Here is a 26696-nt window from a genome sequence, read left to right as displayed (position 1 = left end):
ACACAACCCCCATAAATTGACTCGATCCGCTCCCGGGGGACTTTTACGGTGGCGCCCGCATGACGGAGCGGGTGCCACCGTTCTTTGAGGAGCCGCAGAGGATGCGCACTGCGGCTTTGGCGGACACCACAAGCGACCGCAGATGCGTCCTGCACCCAAGGGGCGGTTTCGAAGGGTCGTCGCAACACTTACTTGAGCGGGGTGTTGTTGTGCCAGAAAACCAGGCTCGAGGGATCAGCGGAGGGTGACTAGGGCCTGTCCTGCGAATCGGTTGAAGCGGTTGGCAGGCTGTGCTGGTCTGGAGTCATGGTCGGGCGCGGTGAACTGACGGACAAGGCGTGGGCGCGGATCGAACCGCTGTTGCCTGTCTCCGGGCGGGGCGGGCAGTGGCGGGACCACCGGCAGGTGATCAACGCGATCCTGTTCAAGCTGCGCACCGGAGCCCCGTGGCGGGACCTTCCCGGACGCTATAGACCGTGGAAAACCGCCCACGAACGTCTGCGCAAATGGACCCTGGACGGCACGTGGCAGAAAATCCTCGACGAGGCGGTCGTCAAGGACGACGCCGTCGGGGAAGTCGAATGGATCCTGAGCATCGATTCGACCATTGTCCGGGCCCACCAGCACGCCGCCGGGGCCAGGAAAAAGGGGGGTGCAAACCCGAGATCGAGGCCATCGCAGTGGACGGCGAAGGGATTGGGCATTCCCGAGGCGGACTGAGTTCGAAGATCCACCTGGCCGTGGACGGCCGCGGCATGCCCCTGAGCGTGATCCTGACTCCGGGCCAGGACGGGGATAACCCGCAGCTGATCCCGCTGCTGGAGGCGATCAGCGTGCGCCGCACCGGCCGGGGACGGCCCCGGTCAAGGCCCGAGGCCGTCCTGGCCGACAAGGCGTATTCGCATCCCTCGACCCGGTCCGCGCTGCGGTCGCGGCGGATCAGGTTCACCAGCCCCGAGCGCAGCGACCAAAAGGCACGCCGCGCCGCGCTGGGCAGCAAGGGCGGCCGCCCGCCGGATTTCGATCCGGCCGAATATCGCCGGCGCAACGTGGTCGAACGCTGCTTCAACCGGCTCAAACAGTTCCGCGACCTAGCCACCCGCTACGCCAAACGTGCCGCCTACTACCGCTCGGAACTGATCATCGCCGCCATCGTCCTGTGGCTTCGATGATTCACAGGACAGGCCCTAGGCGTGGCGCCGGCGCTCGAGCAGCCAGTCCGGGAAATACGAGCCCTGCCGGAGCTTCGGGACGGCCACATCCAAGGTCCCTGCGCGAGTGTCGAAGCCCCGGTACCGGTACCCGTTGCGGGAGTTGGTCCGTTCCTCGGAGCGGGCCCCGTACTCGGCGCCGCAGACCGCGTCCGCCTCGGCACTCATCAGCGCGTTGATGAACGTGGTGAGCATCTGGCGCATCAGGTCCGAAGAGGCCTGGGCGAGCTGTTCGGACAGGAAACGGGCAGGGTCGATAACATGGGGTGCTTATCAATCGCGTGAAAACTCCTTGAGAAAAGACTTTGGTCGGTCTTGCCAAGAATCACGCGATGGCCGCCTCACGTTCCGGAGCAACACGCCCCTGACCGGGGCCGTTACACCACGCTAATGGGCACTACTTCACCCAACTGGGCTGACTAATCCATACCCGGCTCAGAGTGCGGCCGGACACGCCAGCATGCAGACCACCCAGAAGTACATCGACCCGGATGCCCAGGGCGTAACAGACCTGTCCAACTTGGAGGCCGGAAAACCATCCCCTGACACATTTAGGCGGCAAAAAGGGGGCCGAGGGCGTTGCCGCAGAAAGGGAAACAGCCCTACTTCCCCGAAAGTACGGGGAAGTAGGGCTGCCCCAGTGTGCCCCCAGTGGGACTCGAACCCACACCACAAGGATTTTAAGTCCCCTGCCTCTGCCAATTGGGCCATGGGGGCGGCACCCGTCCAGCGTACTGGATCCGCGGTCCCGGATGCCCGCACGCGGGCGGGGCCACGCCGCTCCCGGTCCCGCGTATTACGCAACCTCCTGCCCGTTCCCGCCCCGCACCCGTTTCAGCCTCCACGAAATGGCGTGCGTCGGCTGGAAAGCACCGAGGCCGCCCCCGGTACGGGGACGGCCTCGATGGTGCTGTCCGGCTGCTTCCGCGCCGGGGCTACTTGCCCGCGGAGGACCCGGCAGGCGCTGCGGGTCCTGCAGGCGCCGCAGGCCTGGCCTCGGCCTCCGCCGGCTTCTGGGCCGGCTTCGGCTTGGGCGTGGCGGCCTCGACGAACTGGCGGCGGGGGTTGTCCAGGTCGGACAGCGGAGTGAGGTCGCGGTTGAAGAACAGGGACCAGAACCAGCCGCTGACAACGCGGAACTTGCGCTCGAACGTTGGCATGGCCATGCCGTGGTAGCCGCGGTGGGCCATCCAGGCCGGCCAGCCCTTGAGCTTGATGCCCATGACCTTGGCGACGCCCTTCCAGGAGCCAAAGCCGGCGACCGCGCCAAGGTTCTTGTGCTTGTACTCCTTGATGGAGCCCACGCCGTAGCGGGCGGCGTAGAGGTTCTTGGCCAGGCGCTTGGCCTGGCGCACGGCGTGCTGGGCGTTGGGCACGCAGGTGCCGTCCGGCAGCCCGCCGGTCAGGTCCGGCACCGCGGCCACGTCGCCGGCCGCCCAGGCGCCCTCAAGCGGGTTGCCCTCGGCGTCGACGATCCGCAGGTCCGCTCCGGTGGTGACGCGTCCGCGCGGTTCGATGTTGAAGTCGGTGGAGCGCACCATGGGGTTGGCCTGTACGCCGGCGGTCCAGATCAGGGTGTCGGCCTCGAATTCCTGGGCCGGGGACTTGTCCGCCATGTTGATGAGCTTGAGCAGCCCGCCCTCGGCGTTGGCCAGGGAGGTGTTCAGCAGGACCTCGATGCCGCGGCTGCGCATGTGGTCGATGACCCACAGCGCCTGCTCCTCGGTGACCTCCGGCATGATCCGGCCCATGGCCTCGATCAGGACGAAGCGGATTTCGGAGGGCTGGAGGCGGTCGTTCTTGGCCACGGCGGCGCGGGCCATGTCCTGGATCTCGGTGATCGCCTCGATGCCGGCAAAGCCGCCGCCGACCACGGCGAAGGTCAGCGCCCGCTTGCGGGCGGCCGGGTCGGTCATCATGGAGGCGGTTTCGATGCGCTCCAGCACCTTGTTGCGCAGCGCCACGGCCTCTTCGATGGTCTTCAGGCCGATGCCCTGCTCGGCCAGGCCCGGAATCGGGAAGGTGCGGGTGATCGCGCCGGCGGCGACGACGACGTCGCGGTAGCCGATCTCGAACGGCTCCCCCGCGGCGGGGGCAATGACGGCCTTGCGGTTGGCGTGGTCGATCGCGGTGACGCTGCCGCTGATGAGCTCCGCGTCCTCCAGGTGCGTGCGGTGCGAGACGAGCGCATGGCGGGCCTCGATCTGGCCGCCGGCGACCTCGGGAAGGAACGGCTGGTAGGTCATGTAGGGCAGCGGATCCACGACGGTCACGATGCCGCCGTGCGCCTTGACCTTCTTCTGCAGCTTCATGGCCACGTAGAGACCTACGTAGCCACCGCCGACCACGAGGACGCGCGGACGATCGGAAAGAGTGGGGGTGAGTGCCATGCACACCATCATAGACCCTTTTGGGGCATTATGTGAAAACCTTCACTAGCTCCCCGCGCCTCCCCGGATCGGCCGTGGTCAGGCCTCCGGAAGGTCGTCGAACACGTCATGGCGGCGGCTCGGGGCGGCGACGACGAGTTCGGCCACCGTCGCCTCCGCCGCCCGCAGGGACCGCTCGCGGCGGCCGGTGCGTACCAGATGCACGGTGCCGCCGGCCACGGTTGCCGCAAAGAGGATCCCGAAGCCGGCCAGGACGGCCCCGGGAAGCGCCCCCCCGGGCGGACCGGGCGGCACCGCGGCGGGGGCCTGCGCCACCGGCACCGTGGATTCGGCGGAGGGGACGGCCGCAGCACTGGATGAGGCCGCGCTGCCGCGCCGGTGCACACGGATCCATTCGGCGATCGTGTCCATGGGGCTTGCGGCCACGGCGGGCACGTCCGCGGTCAGGGCCGCGTGGGCGTCCAGCAGCCCGTGGCCGTAGAGGTTGTCCACTCCGGGGTCGCCCGCGTCCCGCGCGGTCACCAGGATGCGGTTGATGACGTCCCGGGCGGGCATGTCCGGATACTTGGCGCGGATCAGCGCCGCGACTCCCGCCACCAGCGGGGCGGCCCCGGAGGTGCCGGACCAGCTGGCGTAGCCGCCCTCGGGCAGGCCCCCGACCAGGGGCTCGGCCGGCGCGGCGACGCCGATGCTGATCCCGGTCGTGGAGGAATCCCAACTCGCGTTGCCGTCCTTGTCCACTCCGGCGACGGTCAGCACGCCCGGAATCGTGGCGGGGGCGCCGACCTGGACCATACCGCCGGCACGGTTGCCGGCGGCGGCCACGACGACCACGTCCTTCTGCTCCGCGTAGAGGAAGGCGCTGTCCCAGCTCGCGGGCCATTCGGGCGTGGTGGATCCGAGCGACATGTTGATGACCGAGGCGCCGTGGTCGACGGCCCAGCGGACCGCCCGCGGCACCTGGTCCTGAACGCTCACGCCCCCCGGGTTGGCCGATCCGAGCCACAGCGAGACTGCCAGCAGGTCGGCCTCGGGGGCGACGCCGACGATCCCGTCGGGACCCGGTCCGGGGTCGGGGACCTTCACGGTGTCGGGTTTGGGGGGAACCGGCCTTCCGCTCGCCCTGGCCTCGGCCGCGGCACGTTCCCACGCGTTGCGCTGGACGTCGTTCTCCGCCTCGGCCCGGGCAATGGCCTCCCCGTTGTTGCCGTGTCCGGCCAGCAGGGTAGCCACCAGGGTGCCGTGTTCGGGAAGGGCGCCGATCGGACCCGTCCCGTCCTTCTCGCCGGCTCCCGAGACATCGGTGCCGCCCACCACCTGGCCGTGGAGGTCGGGGTGCTGGGCGTCGATGCCGGTGTCGATCACGGCCACGGTGACTCCGGCCCCCTTGGTTTCGGCCCAGGCCTTCTCGATCCCGGAGGACTCCAGCCAGTACTGCTCGTCGCGCACGGCATCGGCGCGGGCGGCGGGAGCGGCGGCCAGCACCGTTCCCAGGGCCAGCACGGCGGCCAGCGCTGCGCCAACCACCGCGGTCCGGGCACACAGCGGCGCGGTGGGCCTCATGCGGACACCTCCCATGGCTCGGGCTTACTGGAGCGGGTCACCGGGTGCGGGGAACAGCCCGAGGGCGATGCCGTCCAGAATATCGTGTTCGCTGGCCAGGGCCGTGGTGATTCCGCCGCGGGTCCTGTCTTCGAGCCGGCGCAGGATGGTGCGCCAGATCAGCGCGCCGGCCCCGATCACGTCGACGCGGCCCGGATGCATGAAGGGCAGTCCCGCGCGGCGCTCGCGGGGGAAGGAAAGCAGTTCGGCCGCCGCGGCCTCCACCAGCCGGATGGGCAGCTCGGCGCCGTCGATCTCGCTGGACCGGTACTCATTCAGGTCCAGGGCGTGCGCGGTCACGGTGGTGATCGAGCCGGCGACCCCAATCACGCGGGTGGCCGCATGGAGGGGCACGGTGCGTTCCACCTCATCCAGGAGCCGCTCCGCCTCCGCTTCGGCGGCGGCGACCTGCTGGGGGGTGGGCGGATCGTCGTGCAGGAAGCGCTCGGTGAAGCGCACGCAGCCCATGTCCACGCTCAGGGCTGCCTCCACGCCTCCCGCTCCCCCGACCACGAACTCGGTGGATCCGCCGCCGAGGTCCACCACCAGGACCTTTTCGCCGGCCAGCGGGGGGAACACCGACACGGCGCCGGCGAAGCTCAGCTGCGCCTCCTCCTCCCCAGCCACCACCTCGGGTTCGACCCCGAGCCGGGCGCGCACGCCATCGACGAAGTCCTCCCGGTTGGAGGCGTCGCGGGTGGCGGAGGTCGCCACGAAGCGCACGGCGTCGGCGCGGTGCGCGCGGATCAGTTCCGCATACTCGTCCAGGGCGGCAAAGGTGCGCTCCAGGGCCGCGGGGGCCAGCCGTCCGGTGGCGTCAACGCCCTGCCCCAGGCGGACAACGCGCATCAGCCGCACGACGTCGGTCAGGCGGGGCGATCCCCCGTGTTCGGCGATGTCGGCGATCAGCAGGCGGATCGAGTTGGTCCCGCAGTCGATCGCGGCGACGCGCATCAGGCGATGCCTCCGTCGCGGCCCTGGGCGGACTCCCCGGCGGACTCCCCGGCAGGCTGCCCGGCGGCCAGGGCCGCACGGGCGGCCGCGCGCGCACGCTTCTTCTCCGCCGGGTCCCCGGCCTGGGTCTTCACGTGGCGGCTGCGGTCGCGGTTGGGGGCCTCGCCGGTGGTGTCCCAGGCACCGGCGCAGTAGCAGCGGTCCTTGGTCCACCATTCGGAGATCTTCTCCAGCGCCTCGTCGCCGAGCGGATTCACGCCCGGGCCGGCGGCCAGCGAATGGCCAACCAGCACGTGCAGGCACTTCACGCGGGTAGGCATTCCGCCGGCGGAAATGCCGGCGATCTCCGGGACGGGTCCGACGCCGGTGCGCGCGCCGATCGCGTCGCGCACGGCCAGGTAGTGCTCGTGGGCCGCGCGGTAGGCGGCGGCCAGGTCCGGGTCGGCGGCCAGGCGTTCGCTCATCCCCATCATCTCGCCGGCGGCCTCCAGCCGGGACACCGCGGCGGTGATCACCGGATGGGTCAGGTAGTAGGTGGTCGGGAACGGGATGCCCGAGGACAGCCGCGGGGCGGTGGTGGCCACCAGCGGATTGCCGCAGACGCAGCGGGCCCCGATCTCGGCGACGTCGCGCACGGGCCGGCCCAGCTGGCGGCTGAGGGTGTCCAGGTCCGCTGCGCTCGGCACGCGCTCGGCGGCGTCGAGGGCCTCGTTGTTGGCTGGAATGTGGGGGGTGGCCGCCACGGGTCCTCCTGGTGTCGTCAGTCCGTGGCGGAGCGCTTGACAGTGTCCCACAGCGCATCCATCCACGGCAGGTCGGTGCGGACCTGGTTGGGGCTCTCGTTGACCGGCACGGCCTCGTCCTCGGCGACCTTGCCGATCACCATGTACTTCCGTTCGCCGGGCATGACCAAGTTTATGCGATCGCGCGCCTGCTGCTTGATGTAGGCAGGATCGTCCCAGCGGGCAATCTGCTGCTTGAGGTCCGCCTGCTCGGCCGTCTTGGCCTCGATCGAGGAACGCAGGGCCTCCAGTTCGGAGCGCTGGCGCGCGTAGGTGCCCACGGTGGGCAGGAGCATCACGGTGATCGCCACGAGCACCACCGCCAGGGCGAGCATCCGCCCGGAGAAGGTGCGGGCGGGAACCGGACGGGCCTCCGGCCCGGGCACCGGAGGAGCCGCCGGAGCGCCGCCGGAGGCCGCCCCGGCCCTGATCGCCCCGGAGAGTTCGGCCCGCTCGCGGGCCCGCTGCTCCGACGCCGGCCCCCTGTCAGCGCGGCCGGCCGGCTTGGGCGCGGACTGGGATTTCCGGGCGGCCGGAAATTTCCGGGCAGGCTGGGACTTCCGGGCAGGCTGGGATTTCCGGACGGGCTGGCCCTCCTGCCGGGCCTGGCGGGCCGGGGACGGCTGGTCCTTCCGCTCCGGCTGGTCCTTCCGCTCCGGCCGGGCCTTCCGCGGGGCGGGATGCCGGTCCGGGCCGCCGTCCGCCCGCCGGCCCTGGCCGGAGCGGGCCGGGTGCCCGGCAGTGTCCGCATCCTCAGTGGGCGGGACCGCCCCCAGCGGGATGACCTTGGCGAGCCGTTCGGCCCCGGCGTCCGCCCCGCCGGGCGCGGGCGTGCGCCGGGGATCCTGCGGCCCGCCGGCGCCGGTTGCGCGCGGCATGTTGGGACGTCGGGTGGACATCGGACTCCTGCCGGTCTGCTGCGCCTTCGGTGCCGTCCGGGCGGCCGCCCGACGGCGACCAGGCCCGCACTGCGTGTTGCGAAGCTGCGCTGGATAGTTCAGTGCTGGTCAAACTGTGCGTGAGGGGAACCACCCTGCCGGGCGGTTCCCCTCACGAGACTACGCGGTGAACGCGCGCGCTAGGCGGTGAAACGCGGGAACGCGCCCTTTCCGGCGTAGACGGCAGCGTCGCCCAGCTCCTCCTCGATGCGCAGCAGCTGGTTGTACTTCGCCACGCGCTCGGAGCGGGCCGGGGCGCCGGTCTTGATCTGCCCGGCGTTGGTGGCCACCGCGATGTCGGCGATCGTGGTGTCCTCGGTCTCGCCGGAGCGGTGCGAGGTGATGGTGGTGTAGCGGTTGCGCTGGGCCAGGGCAACGGCGTCCAGGGTCTCCGTCAGGGAACCGATCTGGTTCACCTTCACGAGCAGCGAGTTGGCGGTGCCCTTGTCGATGCCGTCCTGCAGGCGCTCCGGGTTGGTCACGAACAGGTCGTCGCCGACCAGCTGCACCTTGTCGCCAATGGCGTCGGTGAGGGTCTTCCAGCCCTCCCAGTCGTCCTCGTCCAGCGGGTCCTCGATGGACACCAGCGGGAAGTCGGCGACCAGCTGGGCGTAGTAGTCGCTCATTTCCTGGGCGCTGCGGGACGTGCCCTCGAACTGGTAGGCACCCTCCTTGTAGAACTCGGAGGAGGCAACGTCCAGGGCCAGGGCGATGTCCTCGCCCAGGGTGTAGCCGGCCTTGGCGATGGCCTCGGAGATCAGCTCCAGCGCGGCCCGGTTGCTCGGCAGGTTCGGGGCGAACCCGCCCTCGTCGCCGAGGCCCGTGGACAGGCCCTGCTCCTTGAGCACGGACTTCAGGGAGTGGTACACCTCCACGCCCCAGCGCAGGCCCTCGGAGAAGGTCGAGGCGCCGATCGGGGCGATCATGAACTCCTGGATGTCCACGTCGGAGTCGGCGTGGGAGCCGCCGTTGAGGATGTTCATCAGCGGCACCGGCAGCACGTGGGCGTTCGGTCCGCCCAGGTACTTGTACAGCGGCAGGTTGGAGGACTCGGCGGCGGCATTGGCCACGGCCAGGGAGACGCCCAGGATGGCGTTGGCGCCCAGGTTCGACTTGTTGGAGGTGCCGTCCAGGTCGATCATGGTCTGGTCGATGGCGCGCTGGTCGGTGGCGTCCATGCCCACGAGGGCCGGCTGGATGATGTCGATGACGGACTCGACGGCCTTCTGGACGCCCTTGCCCAGGTAGCGGCCCTTCTCGTCGTCGCGGCGCTCGACGGCCTCGAAGGCTCCGGTGGAAGCTCCGGACGGGACGGCGGCGCGGCCCATCGAGCCGTCGGACAGCAGGACCTCGACCTCGACGGTCGGGTTGCCGCGCGAATCCAGGATCTCGCGGGCGTGGATGGCATCGATCAGGGCCATGGAAGGTGCTCCTTCGTGGTGTGAATGGTGGGTCGGGACCGCACAGCAGAACAGGCCCCGTTGCCAGTGCCCTAGCCTAGCCTGCGGCCGGGCCGGTTAACGAAGCGGAGTCCACGTGGCGGACGGGCTGTTTCAGGGGCGGGCCAACTGCCCCTCCGGTTCCACCCCCCGGCCCTGCTCCAGGCGCTCCAGCTCCGCCTGCAGATGCTCCAGGTCCTCCCGCGCCGTGGCGAGCCATGCCTCAAGCTCGTCCGTGAGCGCCCACCGGTCGTAGAGGTCCGAGGCCTGCGGGCTCAGGACCTTCTCCGCGGCCACGGCCAGCCAGCCGCGGTACTCGGGTGTCAGCCCTTCCCGGAAGTCCTCCGGCCGGATGCCGGCAACAGCCGGATCCGGCGCGGCCCCGGCCGCCCCGGCCGCCCCGGCCGGGGCCTCGTCGACCATCCGGGCCTCGTCGATTATCCGGGCAATACGCAGCAGGGCCAGCACCCCTTCGCCGTATTCGCCAACGTATCCGTCCGCGGACAACTCGGCCTCGAACCCCGCGCGGAACCGCGCCAGGTCCGTGCCGCCGCGGGCGATCTCGTCGATCCAGTCGAGGCCGCCGTCGTTCTCAAACGGCCCGGTTCCCCAAGTACCCATCCGTCCCCCTCGGTTGTGGTCAGCGCGGCGCGCGCCAACCGGTCTCAGTGTGCCGGACGACGGCGGCGCGCAGGGCCCGCTCGGCGTCCAGTCCGGCGGCCCGTGCCGCCCGGACAATCCCGAGGAGGTGCTCCCCGAGCTCCTCCTCGCTGGCAAAAACGGCCCCGGCCCGCCCTGACGGCGCGGGACCTCCTTCCGGCGCCCCCGCGCCGTCAGGGGAAGCGGCAGGGCCCGGGTCAGCCGCAGGGCCCGGGTCAGCGGCGGAGCCTTCATTAGCGGCGGAGCCCGGCGTGGCCGTTCCGCCCGCGCTGTCCTCCAGCGCCAGCCACCGCTGGCCGCGCTCCAGGGCCTTGTCCGCGAAAACCAGGGCCGGCAGGTGCCGGGGCAGTCCCGCGAACGGGTCGGTGCGCCCGGGCCGCTCGGCGCGCTTGGCCGCGTCCCAGGAACGCACGATCTCCTCAATGGAGTCCGGGAAGCTGTCCCGGAGCGTCCCGTCGGGGGCAAACACGTGCGTGTTGCGGCGCACCATTTTCTCCGTCAGCGTCCGTGCGATCCCCTCGAGGTCGAAGGCGCCGCGTTCGGAGGCGATCCGCGCATGCAGCACCACCTGCAGCAGCACGTCGGCCAGCTCCCCGCGCAGCTCGTCGTCCGGGCGGTGCTCCTCGATCGTTTCAACGAGCTCGTAGGACTCCTCCACGAGGTACTCGACCAGCCCCTCGTGGGTGAGCGCCGCCGTCCAGAGGCAGTGCTCGCGCAGGGCGGCAACCACCTCCACCAGCCGGTCGACGGCGGCGCCCATCCCCGCTACTCCTCGTCCTCGAATTCGTCCCCGAACTCGTCCTCGAGCCCTCCGGTCCCGTCTTCGCCGCCGGAGAGCTCCGCGTAGGCGTTGTTGATGTACTCGACCAGCGCCTCGCGCTCCTCCAGGGGCAGGAAGGCGGCCTCGGCGGCATTGAGGGTCAGCTCCAGCAGGTCGTCGAGGTCGTAGTCGAAGGCCTCCACCAGCAGCTCGAACTCGTCGGAGAGCGTGGTGCCGCTCATCAGGCGGTTGTCGGGGCTGACGGTGACGTTGAAGCCGGTCTGGTAGAGCAGGTCGAAGGGGTGGGACTCGATGCCCTCGCCGAAGGCGGCGGTGGCTCCGGTCTGCAGGTTGGAGGACGGGCAGATTTCCAGGGCGATGCCGCGGTCGCGGACCCAGTTCGCCACCGGTCCCAGGCTCACCAGCCCGGTGTCCTCGCCGACCTCCTCGCCGTCGTCGTCCCGGCCGCCGAACTGCACCTCGATGTCCTCGGCGATGCGCACGCCGTGGCCCAGGCGCTGGGCCCGGCCGACGACGATCGCCTCCTTGATGCTCTCCAGCCCGGCGGCTTCCCCGGCGTGGACGGTGGCCGGGAAGAAGTTCTCGGCGAGCAGGGTGAACGCATCGGCCATGCGGGAGGGCGGGAAGCCGTCCTCGGCGCCGGCGATGTCGAAGCCGACGACGCCGCGGTCGCGGTGGCGCAGGGCCAACTCGGCGATCTCGGTGCCGCGGTCGGCGTGGCGCATCGCGGTGAGCAGCTGCCCGACCTGGATCGGACGGCCGCTGGCCTCGACGGCGGCCACGCCGGCGTCCAGGCCCTCCTGCACGGCCTCGACGGCCTCATCCAGGGACAGGCCGGCGGACAGGTGCTGCTCGGGGGCCCACCGCACCTCGGCGTACACGACGCCGTCGTCGGCCAGGTCCTCGACGAACTCGCGGGCCACGCGGGCCAGCCCTTCGGCGGTCTGCATGACCGCAACGGTGTGGTCGAAGGTCTCCAGGTACCGGACCAGCGAGCCGGAGTCGGCGGAGTCGCGGAACCACGCGCCCAGGGCTTCGGGATCGGTGGCGGGCAGCCCGTGCCCGGCCGCGGCGGCCAGTTCGATGATGGTGGCGGGGCGCAGGCCGCCGTCGAGGTGGTCGTGCAGCGACACCTTGGGCAGGGCGCGGAAGTCGAAGTCGGGGTCGTATGCGGTGTGGATCAGCTCGTCAGTCACCCGACCAGCCTACTGCGGGGTGACGGGCTTGCGATAGCGCCCGCGCCCTTGTCAGACGGGCCCCTCAGGTGGCGTCGCCGTCGGCCTCTTCCGCCTTCATCAGCTCATACTCCGGAGCCTCCGTCGGCTTGCCCATCCGCCTCAGGATGGCGTACACGATCCGGTCCAGCAGGTAGCCCAGCACGATCGCGACCACGATCGAGAGCACGATGCCCAGCACCTGGTTCTCATGGAACCACTGGCCGGCGAGGGCGCCCACCCCCACCGAGTACGCGGCCCAGACCAGGCAGGAGAGGATGTCCAGCACGGTGAAGCGTCCCAGCGGGTAGCCGGTGGCCCCCGCGGTGAAGTTGACCGCCACGCGGCCGATCGGGATGTAGCGGGCGGTGAAGATCAGCATCGCCCCGCGCTTCATCAGCTCATGGTGGGCAAAGGCGAAAGCCTTGCGGCTGCGGCGCAAGCGCATCCAGCGGAAGCGTTCCGTGCCGATCCGCCGCCCCATCCGGTAGGCGATCTGGTCGCCGGTGATCGCCCCGGCGGCACCGGCCACGGCCAGCAGGGCCATGTTGGGCGTTGCGGCGTTCACGGCGACGCTGCCCAGGGCCACCAGCAGGGTTTCGCTGGGCAGCACCGGAAAGAACCCGTCGATCAGGCAGAACAGGTACACAATGGGCAGGATCCACCACGCGTTGGCGGCGTGGAGAATGGCCTCATTGATGACATCCACGTAGGTTCGCTTTCCCTCGGCACCCGGCCCCGGCCGGCACGGCACGGTAGTCGGGCCGGTGCACACCATTGTCGCCCACCGGAAGGGCGGCCCGCGTCAGCCGATACGGTCCAGGATCAGCGGCCGGGACGGCAGGTCCCCCCCGGCGGCGATCACCGCGGCCCCCTCAAGTGCCTCCTTGGCCCGCCCGAACCGCTCCGGGGTGTCGGTCAGCAGCGTCATCAGCGGCTGTCCGCGGCGGACTGCGTCCCCGGGCTTGGCGTGCAGGCGCACCCCCGCGCCGGCCTGCACGGCGTCCTCCTTACGGGCCCGGCCGGCGCCCAGCCGCCAGGCGGCCACCCCGACGGCGCGGGCGTCCAGTTCCACCAGCACCCCGTCCGCCTGGGCATACACGGTTTCCGATTCCCGGGCGACCGGGAGCTTGGCGCGCGGGTCTCCCCCCTGGGCCGCGATCATCCGGTTCCACACATCCATGGCGCGGCCGTCGCGCAGCGCAGCGGCCGGGTCCGCCCTGGACATTCCGGTGGCACCGCGCACCCCGGCCGCCTCGAGCATCTCCTCGGCCAGCCGGACCGTGAGTTCGACGACGTCGGGCGGCCCGCCCCCGGCCAGCACCTCCACGGACTCCTCGACCTCGATCGCGTTCCCCGCGGTCAGTCCGAGCGGGGTCTGCATGTCGGTCAGCAGGGCCACCGTCCGGACCCCGGCGCCGGTGCCGAGGGCGACCATGGTTTCGGCGAGCTCGCGGGCGGAGGCCGCGTCCTTCATGAATGCCCCGGACCCGACCTTCACGTCCAGGACCAGCGCCCCGGTGCCTTCGGCGATCTTCTTGCTCATGATGGAACTGGCGATCAGCGGAATCGATTCGACGGTCCCGGTGACGTCGCGCAGGGCGTACAGCTTCCTGTCCGCCGGGGCCAGCTTGGAACCGGCGGCGCAGACCACCGCCCCGACATCCTGGAGCTGGGACATCATCTCCGCAGTGGACAGCACCGCCCGCCAGCCCGGAATGGCCTCAAGCTTGTCCAGGGTGCCTCCGGTGTGCCCGAGCCCGCGGCCGCTCAGCTGGGGCACCGCGACGCCGAATACTGCCACCAGCGGCGCCAGCGGCAGCGTGATTTTGTCCCCCACCCCGCCGGTGGAGTGCTTGTCCGCGGTTGCCTTCACGCGCCCGTCCGGGGTGCGCAGCGCGGAGAAATCCATCCGCTCGCCCGAGGCGACCATCGCTGCCGTCCAGCGGGAAATCTCCGCGCGGTCCATCCCGTTGAGCAGGATAGCCATGTTCAGCGCCGCCATCTGCTCCTCGGCGATCGCGCCGCGGGTGTATGCGTCGATGGTCCAGTCGATCTGGGCGGCGCTGAGCGTGCCTTTGTCCCGTTTGGTGCGGATGATGTCGACGGCGTCGAAGGCCTCGGTGGTCATGGCTGCCTTTCGTGGGTGCGGGACTGCTGCGCGGGAGTCAGAACAGGTTGTGGGGACCGAAGGCGTCCGGCAGGACCTCGTCCATGGTCCGGACCCCGCTGACGGTCATCAGGCGCATGTGGGCGCCGCGGTGTTCGAAGAGCAGTTGGCGGCAGCGGCCGCACGGCATGAGGACGTTGCCGCGCCCGTCCACGCAGTAGAAGGCGCGCAGCTTTCCGCCGCCGGTCATGTGCAGTTGGCCGACCAGCGTGCATTCGGCGCAGAGCGTTACTCCGTAGGAGGCGTTTTCCACATTGCACCCCGTGACCATCCGCCCGTCCTCGGTTAGGGCCGCGGCCCCGACCGGGAACCCGGAATAGGGCACGTAGGCGTGGGTGGCGGCCTCGCGGGCCGCCTCGGCCAGGCGGGCCCACTCGGCCTCGGTCACGGCGGGCTCGGGCGTGGCGGGCTCGGGCATGGCGGGCTCGGGCATGGCGGGCTCGGGCGTGGCGTCCGGCATGGGCTGCTCCTTCACGGGGGGACGGGCTGCGGGGGGGACGGGCTGCGGGGGACGGCTGGGGAGACGGGCTACGCCTCGACGGGTTCCCCGTCCCGCGCCCCGGAGGCGGCAATGGCGTCCAGCGCGGCCCGGGCCATGACGCGCACGCCCACGGCGATGGCCCGTTCGTCCGGGATGTAGTCACCCCGGTGGAGGTCGTAAGTGTCCCCGCCCGGGGTCCGGGTGCCCAGCCGCATCATGGCGCCGGGGACCCGCTGCGTCATCCAGGCGAAGTCCTCCCCGCCCATTGACTGCGGGGTCAGCACGATCGCGGAGGAGCCGATCTCGGCGCGTGCGGCATCTTCGATCAGTTCCGTCTCCTCCGCGGTGTTGACCACCGGCGGTACGCCCCGGATGTGCTCCAGCTTGACGTCCACCCCGTAGGGCGCGGCCACCTGGCGCACCACCTCGTCCAGCAGCTCGCCGGCACCGTGCCAGGCGGCCGCGTCCAGGCAGCGCATGGTGCCGGCCATGTAGCCGGAGGCGGGAATCGCGTTGGGGGCGGAGCCGGCGTGGATCTGTCCCCACACCACGGACACGGCGCTGCGCACGTCGATGCGCCGGTTCAGCACCGCGGGCACGTTCACCGCGATCTGGGCCAGGGCGAAGACCATGTCCTCGGTCAGGTGCGGGCGGGAGGTGTGGCCGCCGCGGCCGGTGAGTTCGATCTTGATGGTGTCACTGGCACTGGTGATGGCGCCGATGCGGGTGCCGATCTTTCCCGCGTCGATGCGCGGCTCGCAGTGGAGGGCGAGGATGCGCGGGATCCCTTCAAGTGCCCCCTGGGAGATGACGAACAGGGCACCGCTGGGCAGCGTCTCCTCGGCGGGCTGGAAGATGACGCGGATGCGGCCGTGCAGCTGGCCGGCGTCGTCCATGTTCTTGAGCAGCAGCGCGACGCCGAGCATCACGGTGGTGTGGATGTCGTGGCCGCAGGCGTGGCATACGCCCTCGTTGGTGGAGGCGTACGGCAGGCCTGTCTCCTCGAGGACCGGCAGCGCGTCGATGTCCGCCCGCAGCCCCAGGGCGATCGGGCCCCGGCCCACGTCGACGAACACTCCGACCCCCTCGAAGCGCTGCGGGGACAGCCCGGCTTCCTCGAGGGCGGCGACGATCCGGCCGGTGGTCCGGAACTCGCGGAAGGACAGCTCCGGGTTCGCGTGGATGTCCCGCCGGAATCCGACCAACCGGTCGACCAGCGGCTCCATCCAGCCGGCGAGCGTCGGAATCTGGTACTGGGCCTCGGAAGTGAATCGCACGGCAAAACCCTACTCGGGTTTGACGCCCCCGGCTGCGCCGCCGTTCCGTTCTGGTGCGTCCGTCCTCGCGCGTCCGTCCTCGCGCGCCGCCGGGCGGGACCCCGGCGGCGGCTGCGCGCATGGGCGGGCTAGAGGACGTCGACGTCGCCGGCGGCCTTGAGGTGCTCCACGGCCTTCTTCACCGACTGTGCGTGGTCCTTGGTGGTAACCAGGAGCGCGTCGGGGGTGTCCACCACCACCACGTCGGAGATCCCGATAAGCGCGATCACGCGCTTGGTGTCGGAGACCACGACGCCGGAGGCCTGGTCCGCATAGACCCGCGCCCCCTCGCCCAGGACCGTGATGTTGGTGCTTTCGCTGGCGGGGTTCAGGCGTCCGATGGCCGCGAAGTCGCCCACGTCGTCCCAGGTGAACACGCCCGGGATCATGGCCACGTCGCCGGCGGCCGCGGCCGGTTCGGCGACCGCGTAGTCAATGGCGGTCTTGGGCAGGTCGGGCCAGATGCGTGCCATGACCTCGTCGCGGACCGGGGTGTCCCAGGCCGCGGCGATCTCCATCAGGCCCACGTAGAGTTCCGGCTCGCTGGCCGCCAGGTGGCGCAGCATCAGGCCCACCGGGGCAACGAACATGCCGGCGTTCCACAGGTAGTCGCCGCTGGCCAGGTACTTGCGGGCCAGGTCCTCCCCGGGCTTCTCCACGAACTCGGCGACCGCCATGGCGCTCGGGGCGCCGTCGATGTCCAGGCGGCCGGACTGGCGGATGTAACCGAAGGCGGTCGAGGGCAGCGTGGGGCGGATGCCGATGGTGACGATCTTGCCGGTGGCGGCGGTGGCGACGGCCTCGCGGACGGCCTCCTGGAAGACCTCGACGGGGCCGATCACCTGGTCGGCGGCGAAGGAACCCATGATGGTGTCCGGGTTGCGCTGGCTCAGGATCGCCGCGGCCAGTCCGATCGCCGCCGCCGAATCCTTGGGCTCGCTCTCCAGGACCAGGTTTTCGTCGCACAGCTCGGGAAGCTGGGCCAGCACCGCGGTGCGGTGCGCCTGCCCGGTGACCACCATGATGCGGTCCCCGGTCAGCGGGGCCAGGCGGTCGTAGGTGGCACGGATCAGCGTGCTGCCCGAACCGGTCAGGTCATGGAGGAACTTGGGGGCAGCAGCCCGGGAGAGCGGCCATAGCCGCGTGCCCACCCCACCGGCCGGGATGACGCCGTGGAACCGCTGCAGGATGTCTTCGCTCATTTGCCCAAGGCTAGCCGATGTCCCCGGCCGGGGACGCCAGGCGGCCCCGGCCGGGCGGCTTCCTCCAGGCTCCGATTTAGGCCACTTTCGCGTTGCGTAATTCCGCATGATTCCAAGGTTTTCGGGCCGGTCGCGTCATCAAAGTGACCCTGCACACACACCGCCGATCCCGACCGCATGCATCCCGCCATAGTGGTTTAGGGTATGCGGTAGGAACGCTCACGCACCGGCGTCAATTCTTGTGTGGAAACCGCACAACGCCCTTGCGATGCATGGAGGTTAATTCAGTGTCGAAGACTTCGTCAGGCACCCTCTACCGCGGCCGCGAAGGCATGTGGTCTTGGGTGGGACACCGTATCACCGGTGTCGTCATTTTCTTCTTCCTTCTGGTGCACGTGCTCGACACGTCCCTGGTGCGCGTGTCGCCCGGGGCCTACGACGCAGTGATCGCCACTTACAAGAACCCGCTGATGGCCCTGGGCGAGACCGGCCTGGTGGCCGCGATCATCTTCCACGCCTTCAACGGCCTGCGCCTGATCCTCGTGGACTTCTGGAAGCAGGGTCCCAAGTACCAGCGCCAGATGCTGTGGGGCGTCATCATCCTCTGGGCACTTGCCCTCGGCGGATTCGCCATCCGCCACCTTTCCCTCGCCTTCGGAGGTCACTAAGCCATGGCATCGACGGAATTCGTAGCCCCGCGCACCGGCCGCATCGAGCCGCAGTACAACCGCATGCGCAACCGCGGCGGCACCTTCGAGATGTCCGCCTGGCTGTTCATGCGCCTCTCCGGCGTCATCCTGGTGGTGCTGATCTTCGGCCACCTCATCACCAACCTGCTGGTTGGCGGCGGCATCAACGACGTCGACTTCGGCTTCGTCGCCGGCAAGTGGGCCGACCCGTTCTGGCAGTTCTGGGACCTGGCCATGTTGTGGCTGGCCATGCTGCACGGCACCAACGGCCTGCGCACCATCATCAACGACTACGCGGAGAAGACGCGGACCCGCATGTGGCTCAAGACCGTGCTGTACATCTGCACGGCCGTGATCATCATCCTGGGCACCCTGGTCATCTTCACCTTCGATCCATGCATCCCGGGGTCCACCCTCGAGGTCTGCAACTAGTCCCGGCGCCGTTCGCCGTTACTGAGAATTCGAAAGATTAGAGAGAGCATCCGGTATGCAGGTACATAAGTACGACGTCGTCATCGTCGGCGCAGGCGGCGCCGGCATGCGCGCCGCCATCGAGTCCGGCCAGCGCGCGCGCACGGCGGTACTCACCAAGCTTTACCCGACCCGTTCGCACACGGGTGCGGCGCAGGGCGGCATGTGCGCCGCCCTGGCCAACGTCGAGGAAGACAACTGGGAGTGGCACACCTTCGACACCATCAAGGGTGGCGACTACCTGGTTGACCAGGACGCGGCCGAGGTCATGGCCAAGGAGGCCATCGACGCGGTCCTCGACCTGGAGAAGATGGGCCTGCCCTTCAACCGCACCCCCGAGGGCAAGATCGACCAGCGCCGCTTCGGCGGCCACACCCGCGACCACGGCAAGGCCCCGGTCCGCCGGGCATGCTACGCCGCCGACCGCACCGGCCACATGATCCTGCAGACGCTGTACCAAAACTGCGTCAAGCACAACGTCGAGTTCTACAACGAGTACTACGTGCTCGATCTGCTCCTCGTCGAGGAGGACGCGGTCCGCGCCGACGGCACCCCCTACAAGCAGAAGCGCGTTGCCGGCGTCGTCTCCTACGACCTGGCCAGCGGCGAACTGCACGTGTTCCAGGCCAAGTCCGTCGTCTTCGCCTCCGGCGGCGCCGGCAAGGTCTTCAAGACCACCTCCAACGCCCACACCCTGACCGGCGACGGCATGGGCATCGCGTTCCGCCGCGGCATCCCGCTGGAGGACATGGAGTTCTTCCAGTTCCACCCGACCGGCCTGGCCGGCCTGGGCATCCTCCTCACCGAGGGCGCCCGCGGCGAGGGCGCAATCCTGCGCAACTCCGAGGGCGAGCGCTTCATGGAGCGCTACGCGCCCACCATCAAGGACCTGGCCCCGCGCGACATCGTGGCCCGTTCCATGGCCAACGAGGTCCGCGAGGGCCGCGGCTGCGGCCCGAACAAGGACTACGTCCTCCTGGACCTCACCCACCTGGAGCCGGAGCACATCGAGTCCAAGCTGCCGGACATCACGGAGTTCGCCCGCACCTACCTGGGCGTGGAGCCGTTCACCGAGCCGGTGCCGGTCTACCCGACCGCGCACTACGCCATGGGCGGCATCCCGACCAACGTCGAGGCGCAGGTCCTGCAGGACAACGACACCGTGATCCCGGGCCTGTTCGCCGCCGGCGAGGTGGCGTGCGTGTCCGTGCACGGCTCCAACCGCCTCGGCACCAACTCGCTGCTGGACATCAACGTGTTCGGCAAGCGGGCCGGCCTGGCCGCTGCCAAGTACGCCCGCGACGCCGAGTTCGTCGCCCTGCCGGAGGAGCCGGAGGCGTTCACCACCACGCTGCTGGAGGACCTGCGCAACGCCAACGGTACCGAGCGCGTCGCCGTGCTGCGCAAGGAGCTCCAGGACACCATGGACGCCAACGTCCAGGTGTTCCGCACCGCCGAGTCCCTGCAGGAGGCGCTGGACGTCATCAAGTCCCTGCGCGGGCGCTACAAGAACGTGGCCATCCAGGACAAGGGCAAGCGCTTCAACCTGGACCTGCTCGAGGCCGTTGAACTGGGCTTCCTGCTGGACATGGCCGAGGTCATGACCACCACGGCCATGCACCGCAAGGAATCCCGCGGCGGGCACTACCGCGAGGACTTCCCGGACCGCGACGACGTGAACTTCATGAAGCACTCCATGGCCTACAAGGACGCCGACGCCGTCTCCGAGGGCACCTCCGGCATCCGCCTGGAGACCAAGCCCGTCGTCTTTACCCGTTACCAGCCGATGGAGCGTAAGTACTAATGAGCACGGAACTTCCGGAACCAGCATCTGTCGTCAAGCTCGCCCCGGGCGTGGGCGGCGGCGGGGAGATCCCCAAGTTCGACATCACCCTGCGCGTGCGCCGCTACGACCCCGAGGTCTCCGAGGAGGCCTCGTGGGAGGACTTCAAGCTGACCATGTACGGCACGGACCGTATTCTGGACGCGCTGCACAAGGTCAAGTGGGAGCATGACGGCTCGCTGTCCTTCCGCCGGTCCTGCGCCCACGGCGTCTGCGGCTCCGATGCCATGCGCATCAACGGCCGCAACCGCCTGGCCTGCAAGACCCTGCTGAAGGACCTGGACACGAGCAAGCCGATCACCGTCGAGGCCATCAAGGGCCTGCCGGTCGAGAAGGACCTGATCGTGGACATGGAGCCGTTCTTCCAGTCCTACCGCGAGGTCATGCCGTTCCTGGTCGCCAAGGGCCACGAGCCGTCCAAGGAGCGCTACCAGTCCGTCGAGGACCGCGAACGCTTCGACGACACCACCAAGTGCATCCTCTGTGCCGCATGCACCTCCTCCTGCCCGGTGTTCTGGACCGACGGCCAGTACTTCGGCCCGGCGGCGATCGTGAACGCGCACCGCTTCATCTTCGACTCCCGCGACGAGGCCGGGGACATGCGCCTGGAGATCCTCAACGACAAGGAGGGCGTGTGGCGCTGCCGCACCACCTTCAACTGCTCCGAGGCCTGCCCGCGCGGCATCCAGGTCACGAAGGCGATCGCCGAGGTCAAGCAGGCCATCCTGGCCCGCTCCCTGTAGCCGACCGGCTCGCGCGAAGGCGCCGCTCCCCTGCGGGAGCGGCGCCTTCGCCGCGTTAACGGCGCGTCATTAACCGCGCCTGCGGGAGGGCCTGAGCAGCCCGGCCCGGCGCCGCAGGCTGAGCCCGTCCAGGCCCTCCTCCGCCGCGGCGCGGGCCCGGGCGTCCGCCGCGGCCACGGCGCCCCAGGCGGCCGCCAGCAGGTAGATCTGGCTCAGCAGGTTGAACCACACGAAAAGGCCCAAAACCACGGCGAAGGGTGCCAGCAGCGGGTTGTTCCCGACCGTTCCAAGCAGCAGCGAGGAGAAGTAGCGCAGCACCGTCGCGCCCAGGCCTGCCAGCAGGGCGGCCTGCAGCATCGCGCGGCGCGGCATTGAGATGGCCGAGGCGAAGCGGAACAGCCCAACCGCCAGCATCATGTCCAGCGCCAGCATCAGGCCCAGGCCCGCGATGCGGGCCAGCGGCGCCACCAGGGCGGCATCGAGCCGCAGCCACCCAATCACCAGGTCCAGGGCTGCGCCGGTGAGCGCGCCCAAGGCGGTGGTGAGCAACAAGGCCAAGCCGGCCAGGACCAGCAGGCCGAGGTCGCGGGCGAGCTTCACCAGCGGATTGATGCGCTCCAGCTCCAGCCCGAAGATCCCGCGCACGCCCTGCCGCACGCTGGAGATCCAGTGCAGCGAGGTGAAGGCCAGCGTGGCCGTGGAAATGGCCAGCGCCCAGCCGAAGCTCCTGGCGCTGAACAGCTGCGCCGGCCGCGCCAGGCCACCCCCGCCGGTGTCGATGAGGCCTGGGACGGCGCGCGCAACCGTCCTCACCACCGCCTCCTGCCACTGCGGGTTGCCGCTCAGGACCAGCCCCAGGATGGAGAACCCCACCACGGCCGCCGCGGCGATGGAGAAGAACATGTTGTAGGCGTTGCCGGCGGCCATCAACGGCCCGCGGCGCGCGGTGTACAGGTTCCACGTGCGCAGCGGACGGGCAGCCGCGGCCTGGGCCCCCAGCCACTGGAGCCCCGCGACGGCCACTTTGAGCCGGCCGTCGCCGCGGCGGCGGGCAGCGCCGTACATGGCCCGCCGGCGCAGGGCGGCGGAGCGCAGCGCGTCCAGGTCCAGCGGATCCGCCGGGGGCTGCAGGTGGTGGACGCCGGCGCCGGCCCGGACACGCACCGGCGCCGCGGCACTAGTGCGGGGCCTCGACGGGGCGGCCAAGGGGCAGCTCCTCGCGCAGGGCCCAAAGGCCGGCGGCGTCGGCCTGGAAGAGTCCAATCGTGGCCACCCTGAACTCGGCCGTGAAACCGGCCATCTCCGCCATCGCCCGGTCCAGGCAGGCCTCGGCCACCTCCTGCGCCAGCGTCACGTGCGGGTGGTAGTCGAAGGTGCGTTCGGCCTCGAGCGGCCCGTCGAGCAGGCGGCGGTGCAGCCGGGCGCAGGCGTCCGCGCCCTCGGCCAGCGCCAGGTAGACGACCGGCGAGACCGGGCGGAAGGTCCCGGTCCCGTGCAGGCGCACGGTGAACGGGTCGGTGGCGGCCGCGACCGCGCGCACGTGCGCGGTCGCCCCCTCCAGGTCATGCGTGGAGCCGCCGGTGACCAGGGTAATGTGCGCGGGCACCACGGCGGCCAGCGGGTCGTTGTAGGACGCCCGGGCCCGTCCCAGTTCCCCCGACAGCGGCTCGGGAACCGGGATCACGATCCCGAGGCGCTCTTCCGGGCCCCCGGAGGACTCTCCCGGGGCCACAGGCACCTCGCCCGTGCGGCGCATGCCCTAGCCGGCCGTCCCCGACCCGGCCAGCGGCAGGAAGCCAACCTTGTCGTAGACATCGGCCAGCGTGGCGGAGGCAACGCCGCGGGCCTTCGCGGCGCCGCGCGCCAGCAGCCGGTCCAGTTCGCCCGGGTCGCCGAGCAGTTCCAGGGTCCGCGTGCGGATCGGTTCGAGCCGCGCCACCACCGCATCGGCCACGTCCACCTTCAGGTGCCCGTACATCTTGCCCTCGTAGCCGGCAACCAGCTCCGGGACGGGGGTCCCGGTGAGCGTGGAGAGGATCTCCAGCAGGTTGGTCACGCCCGGCTTGTTCGCGCGGTCGTGGGCGATGACCGTGCCGGTGTCCGTGACGGCCGACTTGATGCGCTTGGCGATGGTCTTGGAGTCGTCGAGGATATTGATCAGCCCGTTGGGGCTGGAGGCGGACTTCGACATCTTCGAGGTGGGGTTCTGCAGGTCGTAGATGCGGGCCCCCTCCTTCTGGATGAGGGCCTGCGGCACGGTGAATGCCTTGCCGTAGCGGTGGTTGAAGCGCTGCGCGAGGTCGCGGGCCAACTCCACGTGCTGGCGCTGGTCGTCCCCGACCGGGACGCCGTGGGGCTGGTAGAGCAGGATGTCGGCGGCCATCAACACCGGGTAGGTGAACAGGCCGACGCTGGCGGCCTCCTGGCCGCCCTTGGCGCTCTTGTCCTTGAACTGAGTCATCCGCGAGGCCTCGCCGAAGCCGGTGATGCAGTTGAGCACCCAGGCGAGCTGGGCGTGCTCCGGCACGTGGGACTGCACGAACAGGGTGGACTTTTCCACGTCGATGCCGCCGGCGATGTACTGGGCGGCGGTCTTGCGGGTGCGCGCCCGCAGTTCGGCAGGATCCTGCGGAACGGTGATCGCATGCAGGTCCGGGATGAAGAAGAAGGCGTCGTGCTCGTCCTGCGACTTGACCCAGTTGACGAGGGCCCCGAGGTAGTTGCCCAGGTGCAGGGAGTCCCCGGAGGGCTGCATGCCGGACAGCACGCGCTGGCGCGTGCCTTCGGGAACGGCGGCGGCGCCGTCGTGGGCTGTGGCCGTGGAAGCGGTGCCGGCCTGGGCTGCGGTGCTGGTCTGGCTCATCTGGTCCTTCTAGAACTGGTAGTCGACGACGATCGGGGCGTGGTCGGAGAAGCGCGCGTCGTAGGTCGCCGCGCGGTCCACGACCGCGTTGCCCGCCCGCCGGGCAAGCTCGGGGGTGGCCATGTGGTAGTCGATGCGCCAGCCGGCGTCGTTGTCGAACGCCTGTCCGCGCCAGGACCACCAGGTGTAGGGGCCGTCGACGTCGCCGGCCAGTTCGCGGGCCACGTCCTTGAAGCCAATCTCCTCGCCGAAGAAGCGGTCGAAGTAGGCCCGCTCCTCGGGCAGGAAGCCGGCGCGCTTGACGTTGCCCTTCCAGTTCTTGATGTCGCGGGTGGTGTGGCCGACGTTCAGGTCCCCGACCACCAGGACGTGGTCTTTCTCGACGCGGAGCTTGGGCAGTCGCTCGGAAACGACGTCGAGGAAACGGTACTTGTCCACCTGCTTGGGCGTATCCACCTCGCCCGAGTGCACGTAGGCGCTCGCCACCGAGAGGATGCTGCCACCGTCGACCAGGAAGTCGGCCTCCACCCAGCGGCCTGAGGTGGTGAAGTAATCGTCGCCGATGTGCTCGCGGGTGGCCACCGGTTCGACGCGCGAGGCGATGGCGACCCCGGCGCGGCCCTTGGCCTCCGCCTCGGCGTGCAGCACGTGCCAGCCCTCGCCCAGCAGTTCGCGCAGGACCGCGTCGGGTGCGCGGACCTCCTGCAGGCACAGGATGTCCACGTCCCGCCCGGCCAGCCACTCGGCCATGCCGCGCTTGTAGGCGGCGCGGATTCCGTTCACGTTGACGCTGGCCACGCGCAGCGCACCGGCGTTCTTGGCTCCGGTGCCGCTGACAGCGGCATCCAGGGCAACGGCCAATTCATTGGTTTCCACTGCGGCACTCACCCCATCCACCTTACAGACCCCGCGCTAGTCGATGATTTCGCCGGACATCGGCTTGGCTCCGCCGGAGGGCTTCATCAGGTCGCGGGCGTTGGAGGCGGTGATCTCGATGGTCTCAAGGGCGCGCGCCACCATCTCGCGTGCCTCGGCACCCTCCTGCGGCAGGTACTCCTTGATGACCCCGGCCTGGACCAGGACGATCTTGAAAGAGTGGTCCAGCTTCAGGTCCCGGGCGCTGGTGGCTTCGTTGACGACCACCGGTGCGGAGGAATCACCCCTGGCCGCCAGGCCCACCGTTGCCTGCTGCAGCTGCTTGCCGACGGCCTTGGCGCCGCGGCGCAGGCCAAACACCAGGAACGCGGACAGCAGCAGCCACCCCAGCGAAATGATGACGACGAACCAGCCGATTACATCGTTCTGGTTGGCCGCGAACACCACGGCGACGAGGAACACCGTGACCATGACGGCCAGGGAGAGGGTGCTCGCGGAAAGGGTGAGCGATTTGCCCGGGGCACCGTTGGACGGCGTGCCGGGGTTGCTGCCGAGAGATTGCATGGCTCCATTCTCTCAAACCGCACGGACTGCCCCGTACCGGTTCAACCGGCGGCGAACAGGCCGCGGTATGGCCGGCTGCCGCCGGTGCCGGTCCGCCGCTGTGCCGCCGTTCACGACACCGGCCACCACGCCACCGGTCACCACGCCACCAGGCAGAAAGGATGCTTTTGCGGGTCCAGGTAGACACGGTGGTTGCGGCCGCCGGAATTCATCGACACGGCGCCCAGCCGAAGGACCTGTTCCTCCGCGAGATCCAGATCCTCGACCCTGATGTCCAGGTGGGCCTGGGCCGGGTGCAGGTGCCCGGGCCACTCCGGGGCGACGTAGGGGTCCACGCGCTGGAAGGCGATCGCCGGACGGTCGGGTGCGTCGCCGATCGTGATCCACCCGTCGTCGTCATGCTGGACCCGCACCATACCCAGCAGCTGCTCGTAGAACGTGGCCAACTGGTCGGTGTCCTCGCAGTCGATGACCACCGCTTGCCATTTTCCGATCATGGGGGTGCCTCCTGGAGTCGGTTTTCCCACACCCTAGCGCCTGCCGGGCTCCCCCGTCTGCCTTCGCTCGCCGCGGGTCCCCCGCCCGTCGGGCCGTGCCGCCGCCAAGACTGGGGAAGGAACGGGACTGGCCAAGGAAGAGGGCTAGCGAAGGAAGAGGGCTAGCGAAGGAAGAGGGCTAGCGAAGGAAGAGGGCGCGCAGCCGAACCGTGGTCAGGACCAGCCCGGCCGCGGCCATCACCAGGTAGTAGGCCAGGTGCCCCAGCGTGGCCGGGCCGACCTGGCCCACGCCCAACTGCCGGAGCAGTTCGACGCCATGCCACAGCGGCAGCGCCTGGATGAACCACCGCACCGGCTCCGGGTAGACGGTGAGCGGATAGAAGGTGGCCGAGAAGAGGAACATGGGCAGCAGCGCGAACCCGATCCAGTCCATCTGCTGGAAGCGGGTCATGAAGCTGGTGATGCCCATGCCGACCGCGGCGAAGCCGAAGGCGATGAGCACCGAGGCGGGCACCATCAGCAACGCCCACGGCGAGGTGGCCAGCCCCAGGGCCGCCATGACCACGGTGAAGCCGGTGGCATAGAGGAAGCCGCGCAGCAGGGCCAGGAAGATCTCCCCGATCGCCACATCCAGCGGTCCCAGCGAGGTGTAGAGCATGTTCTGGTAGAGCTTGGCGAAGTTGAGCTTGAAGAACACGTTCCACGTGGAGTCGTAGACCGCCCCGTTCATTGCCGAAACCGCCAGCAGGGCGGGGGCGATGTAGGCGGCGTAGCTGATCTCCTGCCCGCCGGGGCCGGCCACCTCGCCCACCAGGGCGCCCAGGCCGATGCCCATGGAGAGCAGGTACAGCACGGGTTCGAAGAACCCGGAGACCATGACGGTCCAGTTGCTGGTGCGGGTGGCCAGCAGCCCGCGCGCGATGACCGCGCGCGCGTTGCGGGAGTACAGGCCCGCCAGCGGGCGCCCGTCAGGCACAAGGTGCGGGGCGCCGTCGTGCACCGGGCCCACC

Annotated in this window: 25 protein-coding genes, 1 tRNA gene and 2 pseudogenes; 5 read left to right on the top strand and 23 right to left on the bottom strand. The window is 70.0% G+C overall.

From position 1 onward, the window contains the following. The first annotated feature begins 306 nt into the window (after positions 1-306). Positions 307-1172 (top strand): annotated as a pseudogene (locus tag NCCP_RS10955) (IS5 family transposase). A gap of 18 nt (positions 1173-1190) precedes the next feature. Here the strand turns inward: NCCP_RS10955 and NCCP_RS10950 are convergent. From NCCP_RS10950 to NCCP_RS10870, 16 genes and pseudogenes are all read right to left on the bottom strand, one after another. Then, positions 1191-1469: pseudogene (locus NCCP_RS10950) on the bottom strand (transposase); the annotation flags it as partial. 385 nt (positions 1470-1854) lie between these two features. Next, positions 1855-1928: transfer RNA gene (locus tag NCCP_RS10945), tRNA-Leu, on the bottom strand. Positions 1929-2146: 218 nt separating this feature from the next. Continuing rightward, positions 2147-3601, bottom strand: a complete 1455-nt coding sequence (locus NCCP_RS10940; protein ID WP_149957320.1) for an NAD(P)/FAD-dependent oxidoreductase — start codon at positions 3599-3601, stop codon at positions 2147-2149. Between the two features lie 78 nt (positions 3602-3679). After that, positions 3680-5164: a S8 family serine peptidase gene (locus NCCP_RS10935; protein ID WP_149957318.1), complete on the bottom strand. Its 1485-nt coding sequence runs from the start codon at positions 5162-5164 to the stop codon at positions 3680-3682. A gap of 24 nt (positions 5165-5188) precedes the next feature. Next, positions 5189-6160, bottom strand: coding sequence for a Ppx/GppA phosphatase family protein (locus NCCP_RS10930; protein WP_149957354.1), 972 nt, complete (start codon positions 6158-6160; stop codon positions 5189-5191). Then, the gene (locus NCCP_RS10925) at positions 6157-6900 is read right to left on the bottom strand and encodes a DUF501 domain-containing protein (RefSeq protein WP_225873795.1); all 744 of its coding nucleotides are present in this window, start codon (positions 6898-6900) and stop codon (positions 6157-6159) included. The genes NCCP_RS10930 and NCCP_RS10925 overlap by 4 nt, the downstream gene beginning before the upstream one ends. A 17-nt stretch (positions 6901-6917) precedes the next feature. Further along, on the bottom strand, positions 6918-7838 hold the full coding sequence (locus NCCP_RS15320; RefSeq protein ID WP_225873794.1) for an FtsB family cell division protein: 921 nt from the start codon (positions 7836-7838) through the stop codon (positions 6918-6920). A 179-nt stretch (positions 7839-8017) separates the two neighbouring features. Then, complete coding sequence (eno, locus tag NCCP_RS10915; protein ID WP_149957316.1) at positions 8018-9298, bottom strand: phosphopyruvate hydratase; 1281 nt, start codon at positions 9296-9298, stop codon at positions 8018-8020. A 132-nt stretch (positions 9299-9430) separates the two neighbouring features. Beyond that, complete coding sequence (locus NCCP_RS10910; RefSeq protein ID WP_149957313.1) at positions 9431-9937, bottom strand: DUF4259 domain-containing protein; 507 nt, start codon at positions 9935-9937, stop codon at positions 9431-9433. Positions 9938-9956: 19 nt separating this feature from the next. Continuing rightward, complete coding sequence (locus tag NCCP_RS10905; protein WP_149957311.1) at positions 9957-10736, bottom strand: MazG nucleotide pyrophosphohydrolase domain-containing protein; 780 nt, start codon at positions 10734-10736, stop codon at positions 9957-9959. 5 nt (positions 10737-10741) lie between these two features. Next, entirely contained in the window at positions 10742-11953 is a 1212-nt protein-coding gene (locus NCCP_RS10900; protein WP_149957309.1) for an adenosine deaminase, read from the bottom strand. Positions 11954-12017: 64 nt separating this feature from the next. After that, on the bottom strand, positions 12018-12680 hold the full coding sequence (locus tag NCCP_RS10895) for a DedA family protein (protein ID WP_149957307.1): 663 nt from the start codon (positions 12678-12680) through the stop codon (positions 12018-12020). Positions 12681-12776: 96 nt separating this feature from the next. Further along, positions 12777-14102 (bottom strand): thymidine phosphorylase, encoded by a 1326-nt coding sequence (locus NCCP_RS10890; RefSeq protein WP_149957305.1) that lies wholly within the window; start codon positions 14100-14102, stop codon positions 12777-12779. A 37-nt stretch (positions 14103-14139) separates the two neighbouring features. Next, entirely contained in the window at positions 14140-14559 is a 420-nt protein-coding gene (locus NCCP_RS10885; protein ID WP_149957303.1) for a cytidine deaminase, read from the bottom strand. A gap of 110 nt (positions 14560-14669) precedes the next feature. Then, positions 14670-15848 (bottom strand): amidohydrolase, encoded by a 1179-nt coding sequence (locus NCCP_RS10875; RefSeq protein ID WP_149957351.1) that lies wholly within the window; start codon positions 15846-15848, stop codon positions 14670-14672. A gap of 179 nt (positions 15849-16027) precedes the next feature. Next, complete coding sequence (locus NCCP_RS10870; protein ID WP_149957302.1) at positions 16028-17140, bottom strand: mannose-1-phosphate guanylyltransferase; 1113 nt, start codon at positions 17138-17140, stop codon at positions 16028-16030. Positions 17141-17412: 272 nt separating this feature from the next. On the opposite strand from NCCP_RS10870, the gene sdhC reads away from it, so the two are divergent. From sdhC to NCCP_RS10850, 4 genes are read left to right on the top strand one after another with little or no spacing between them, the layout of a single operon-like run. Further along, on the top strand, positions 17413-17808 hold the full coding sequence (gene sdhC, locus NCCP_RS10865) for a succinate dehydrogenase, cytochrome b556 subunit (protein ID WP_149957300.1): 396 nt from the start codon (positions 17413-17415) through the stop codon (positions 17806-17808). A gap of 3 nt (positions 17809-17811) precedes the next feature. Next, complete coding sequence (locus NCCP_RS10860) at positions 17812-18261, top strand: succinate dehydrogenase hydrophobic membrane anchor subunit (RefSeq protein WP_149957299.1); 450 nt, start codon at positions 17812-17814, stop codon at positions 18259-18261. 55 nt (positions 18262-18316) lie between these two features. Then, positions 18317-20104 carry a succinate dehydrogenase flavoprotein subunit gene (gene sdhA, locus NCCP_RS10855; protein WP_149957297.1) on the top strand — a complete coding sequence of 596 codons (1788 nt, stop codon included), beginning with the start codon at positions 18317-18319 and terminating at the stop codon, positions 20102-20104. Then, the gene (locus NCCP_RS10850) at positions 20104-20886 is read left to right on the top strand and encodes a succinate dehydrogenase iron-sulfur subunit (protein WP_149957295.1); all 783 of its coding nucleotides are present in this window, start codon (positions 20104-20106) and stop codon (positions 20884-20886) included. The genes sdhA and NCCP_RS10850 overlap by 1 nt, the downstream gene beginning before the upstream one ends. Positions 20887-20955: 69 nt before the next feature. Here NCCP_RS10850 and NCCP_RS10845 read toward each other — a convergent pair whose 3' ends face one another. From NCCP_RS10845 to NCCP_RS10815, 7 genes are all read right to left on the bottom strand, one after another. Then, positions 20956-22092 carry a YihY/virulence factor BrkB family protein gene (locus NCCP_RS10845; protein WP_149957293.1) on the bottom strand — a complete coding sequence of 379 codons (1137 nt, stop codon included), beginning with the start codon at positions 22090-22092 and terminating at the stop codon, positions 20956-20958. Then, positions 22064-22618: a 2'-5' RNA ligase family protein gene (locus tag NCCP_RS10840; protein ID WP_172627373.1), complete on the bottom strand. Its 555-nt coding sequence runs from the start codon at positions 22616-22618 to the stop codon at positions 22064-22066. Before NCCP_RS10840 ends, NCCP_RS10845 begins: the two co-directional genes overlap by 29 nt. 27 nt (positions 22619-22645) lie before the next feature. After that, entirely contained in the window at positions 22646-23749 is a 1104-nt protein-coding gene (trpS, locus tag NCCP_RS10835) for a tryptophan--tRNA ligase (protein ID WP_149957289.1), read from the bottom strand. Between the two features lie 9 nt (positions 23750-23758). Then, entirely contained in the window at positions 23759-24598 is an 840-nt protein-coding gene (locus NCCP_RS10830) for an exodeoxyribonuclease III (RefSeq protein WP_172627378.1), read from the bottom strand. Between the two features lie 63 nt (positions 24599-24661). Then, complete coding sequence (locus NCCP_RS10825) at positions 24662-25189, bottom strand: hypothetical protein (RefSeq protein ID WP_149957288.1); 528 nt, start codon at positions 25187-25189, stop codon at positions 24662-24664. A 137-nt stretch (positions 25190-25326) separates the two neighbouring features. After that, positions 25327-25686: a VOC family protein gene (locus NCCP_RS10820; protein ID WP_149957287.1), complete on the bottom strand. Its 360-nt coding sequence runs from the start codon at positions 25684-25686 to the stop codon at positions 25327-25329. A 178-nt stretch (positions 25687-25864) separates the two neighbouring features. Then, positions 25865-26695 carry an ABC transporter permease gene (locus tag NCCP_RS10815; protein ID WP_225873792.1) on the bottom strand — a complete coding sequence of 277 codons (831 nt, stop codon included), beginning with the start codon at positions 26693-26695 and terminating at the stop codon, positions 25865-25867. Position 26696 lies beyond the last annotated feature (1 nt).

Source organism: Zafaria cholistanensis, assembly GCF_008580665.1.
In the GTDB taxonomy this organism is placed as follows: domain Bacteria; phylum Actinomycetota; class Actinomycetes; order Actinomycetales; family Micrococcaceae; genus Zafaria; species Zafaria cholistanensis.
Note: the sequence above shows the minus strand (reverse complement) of the source record. Positions and strands in the feature narration are given on the sequence as shown.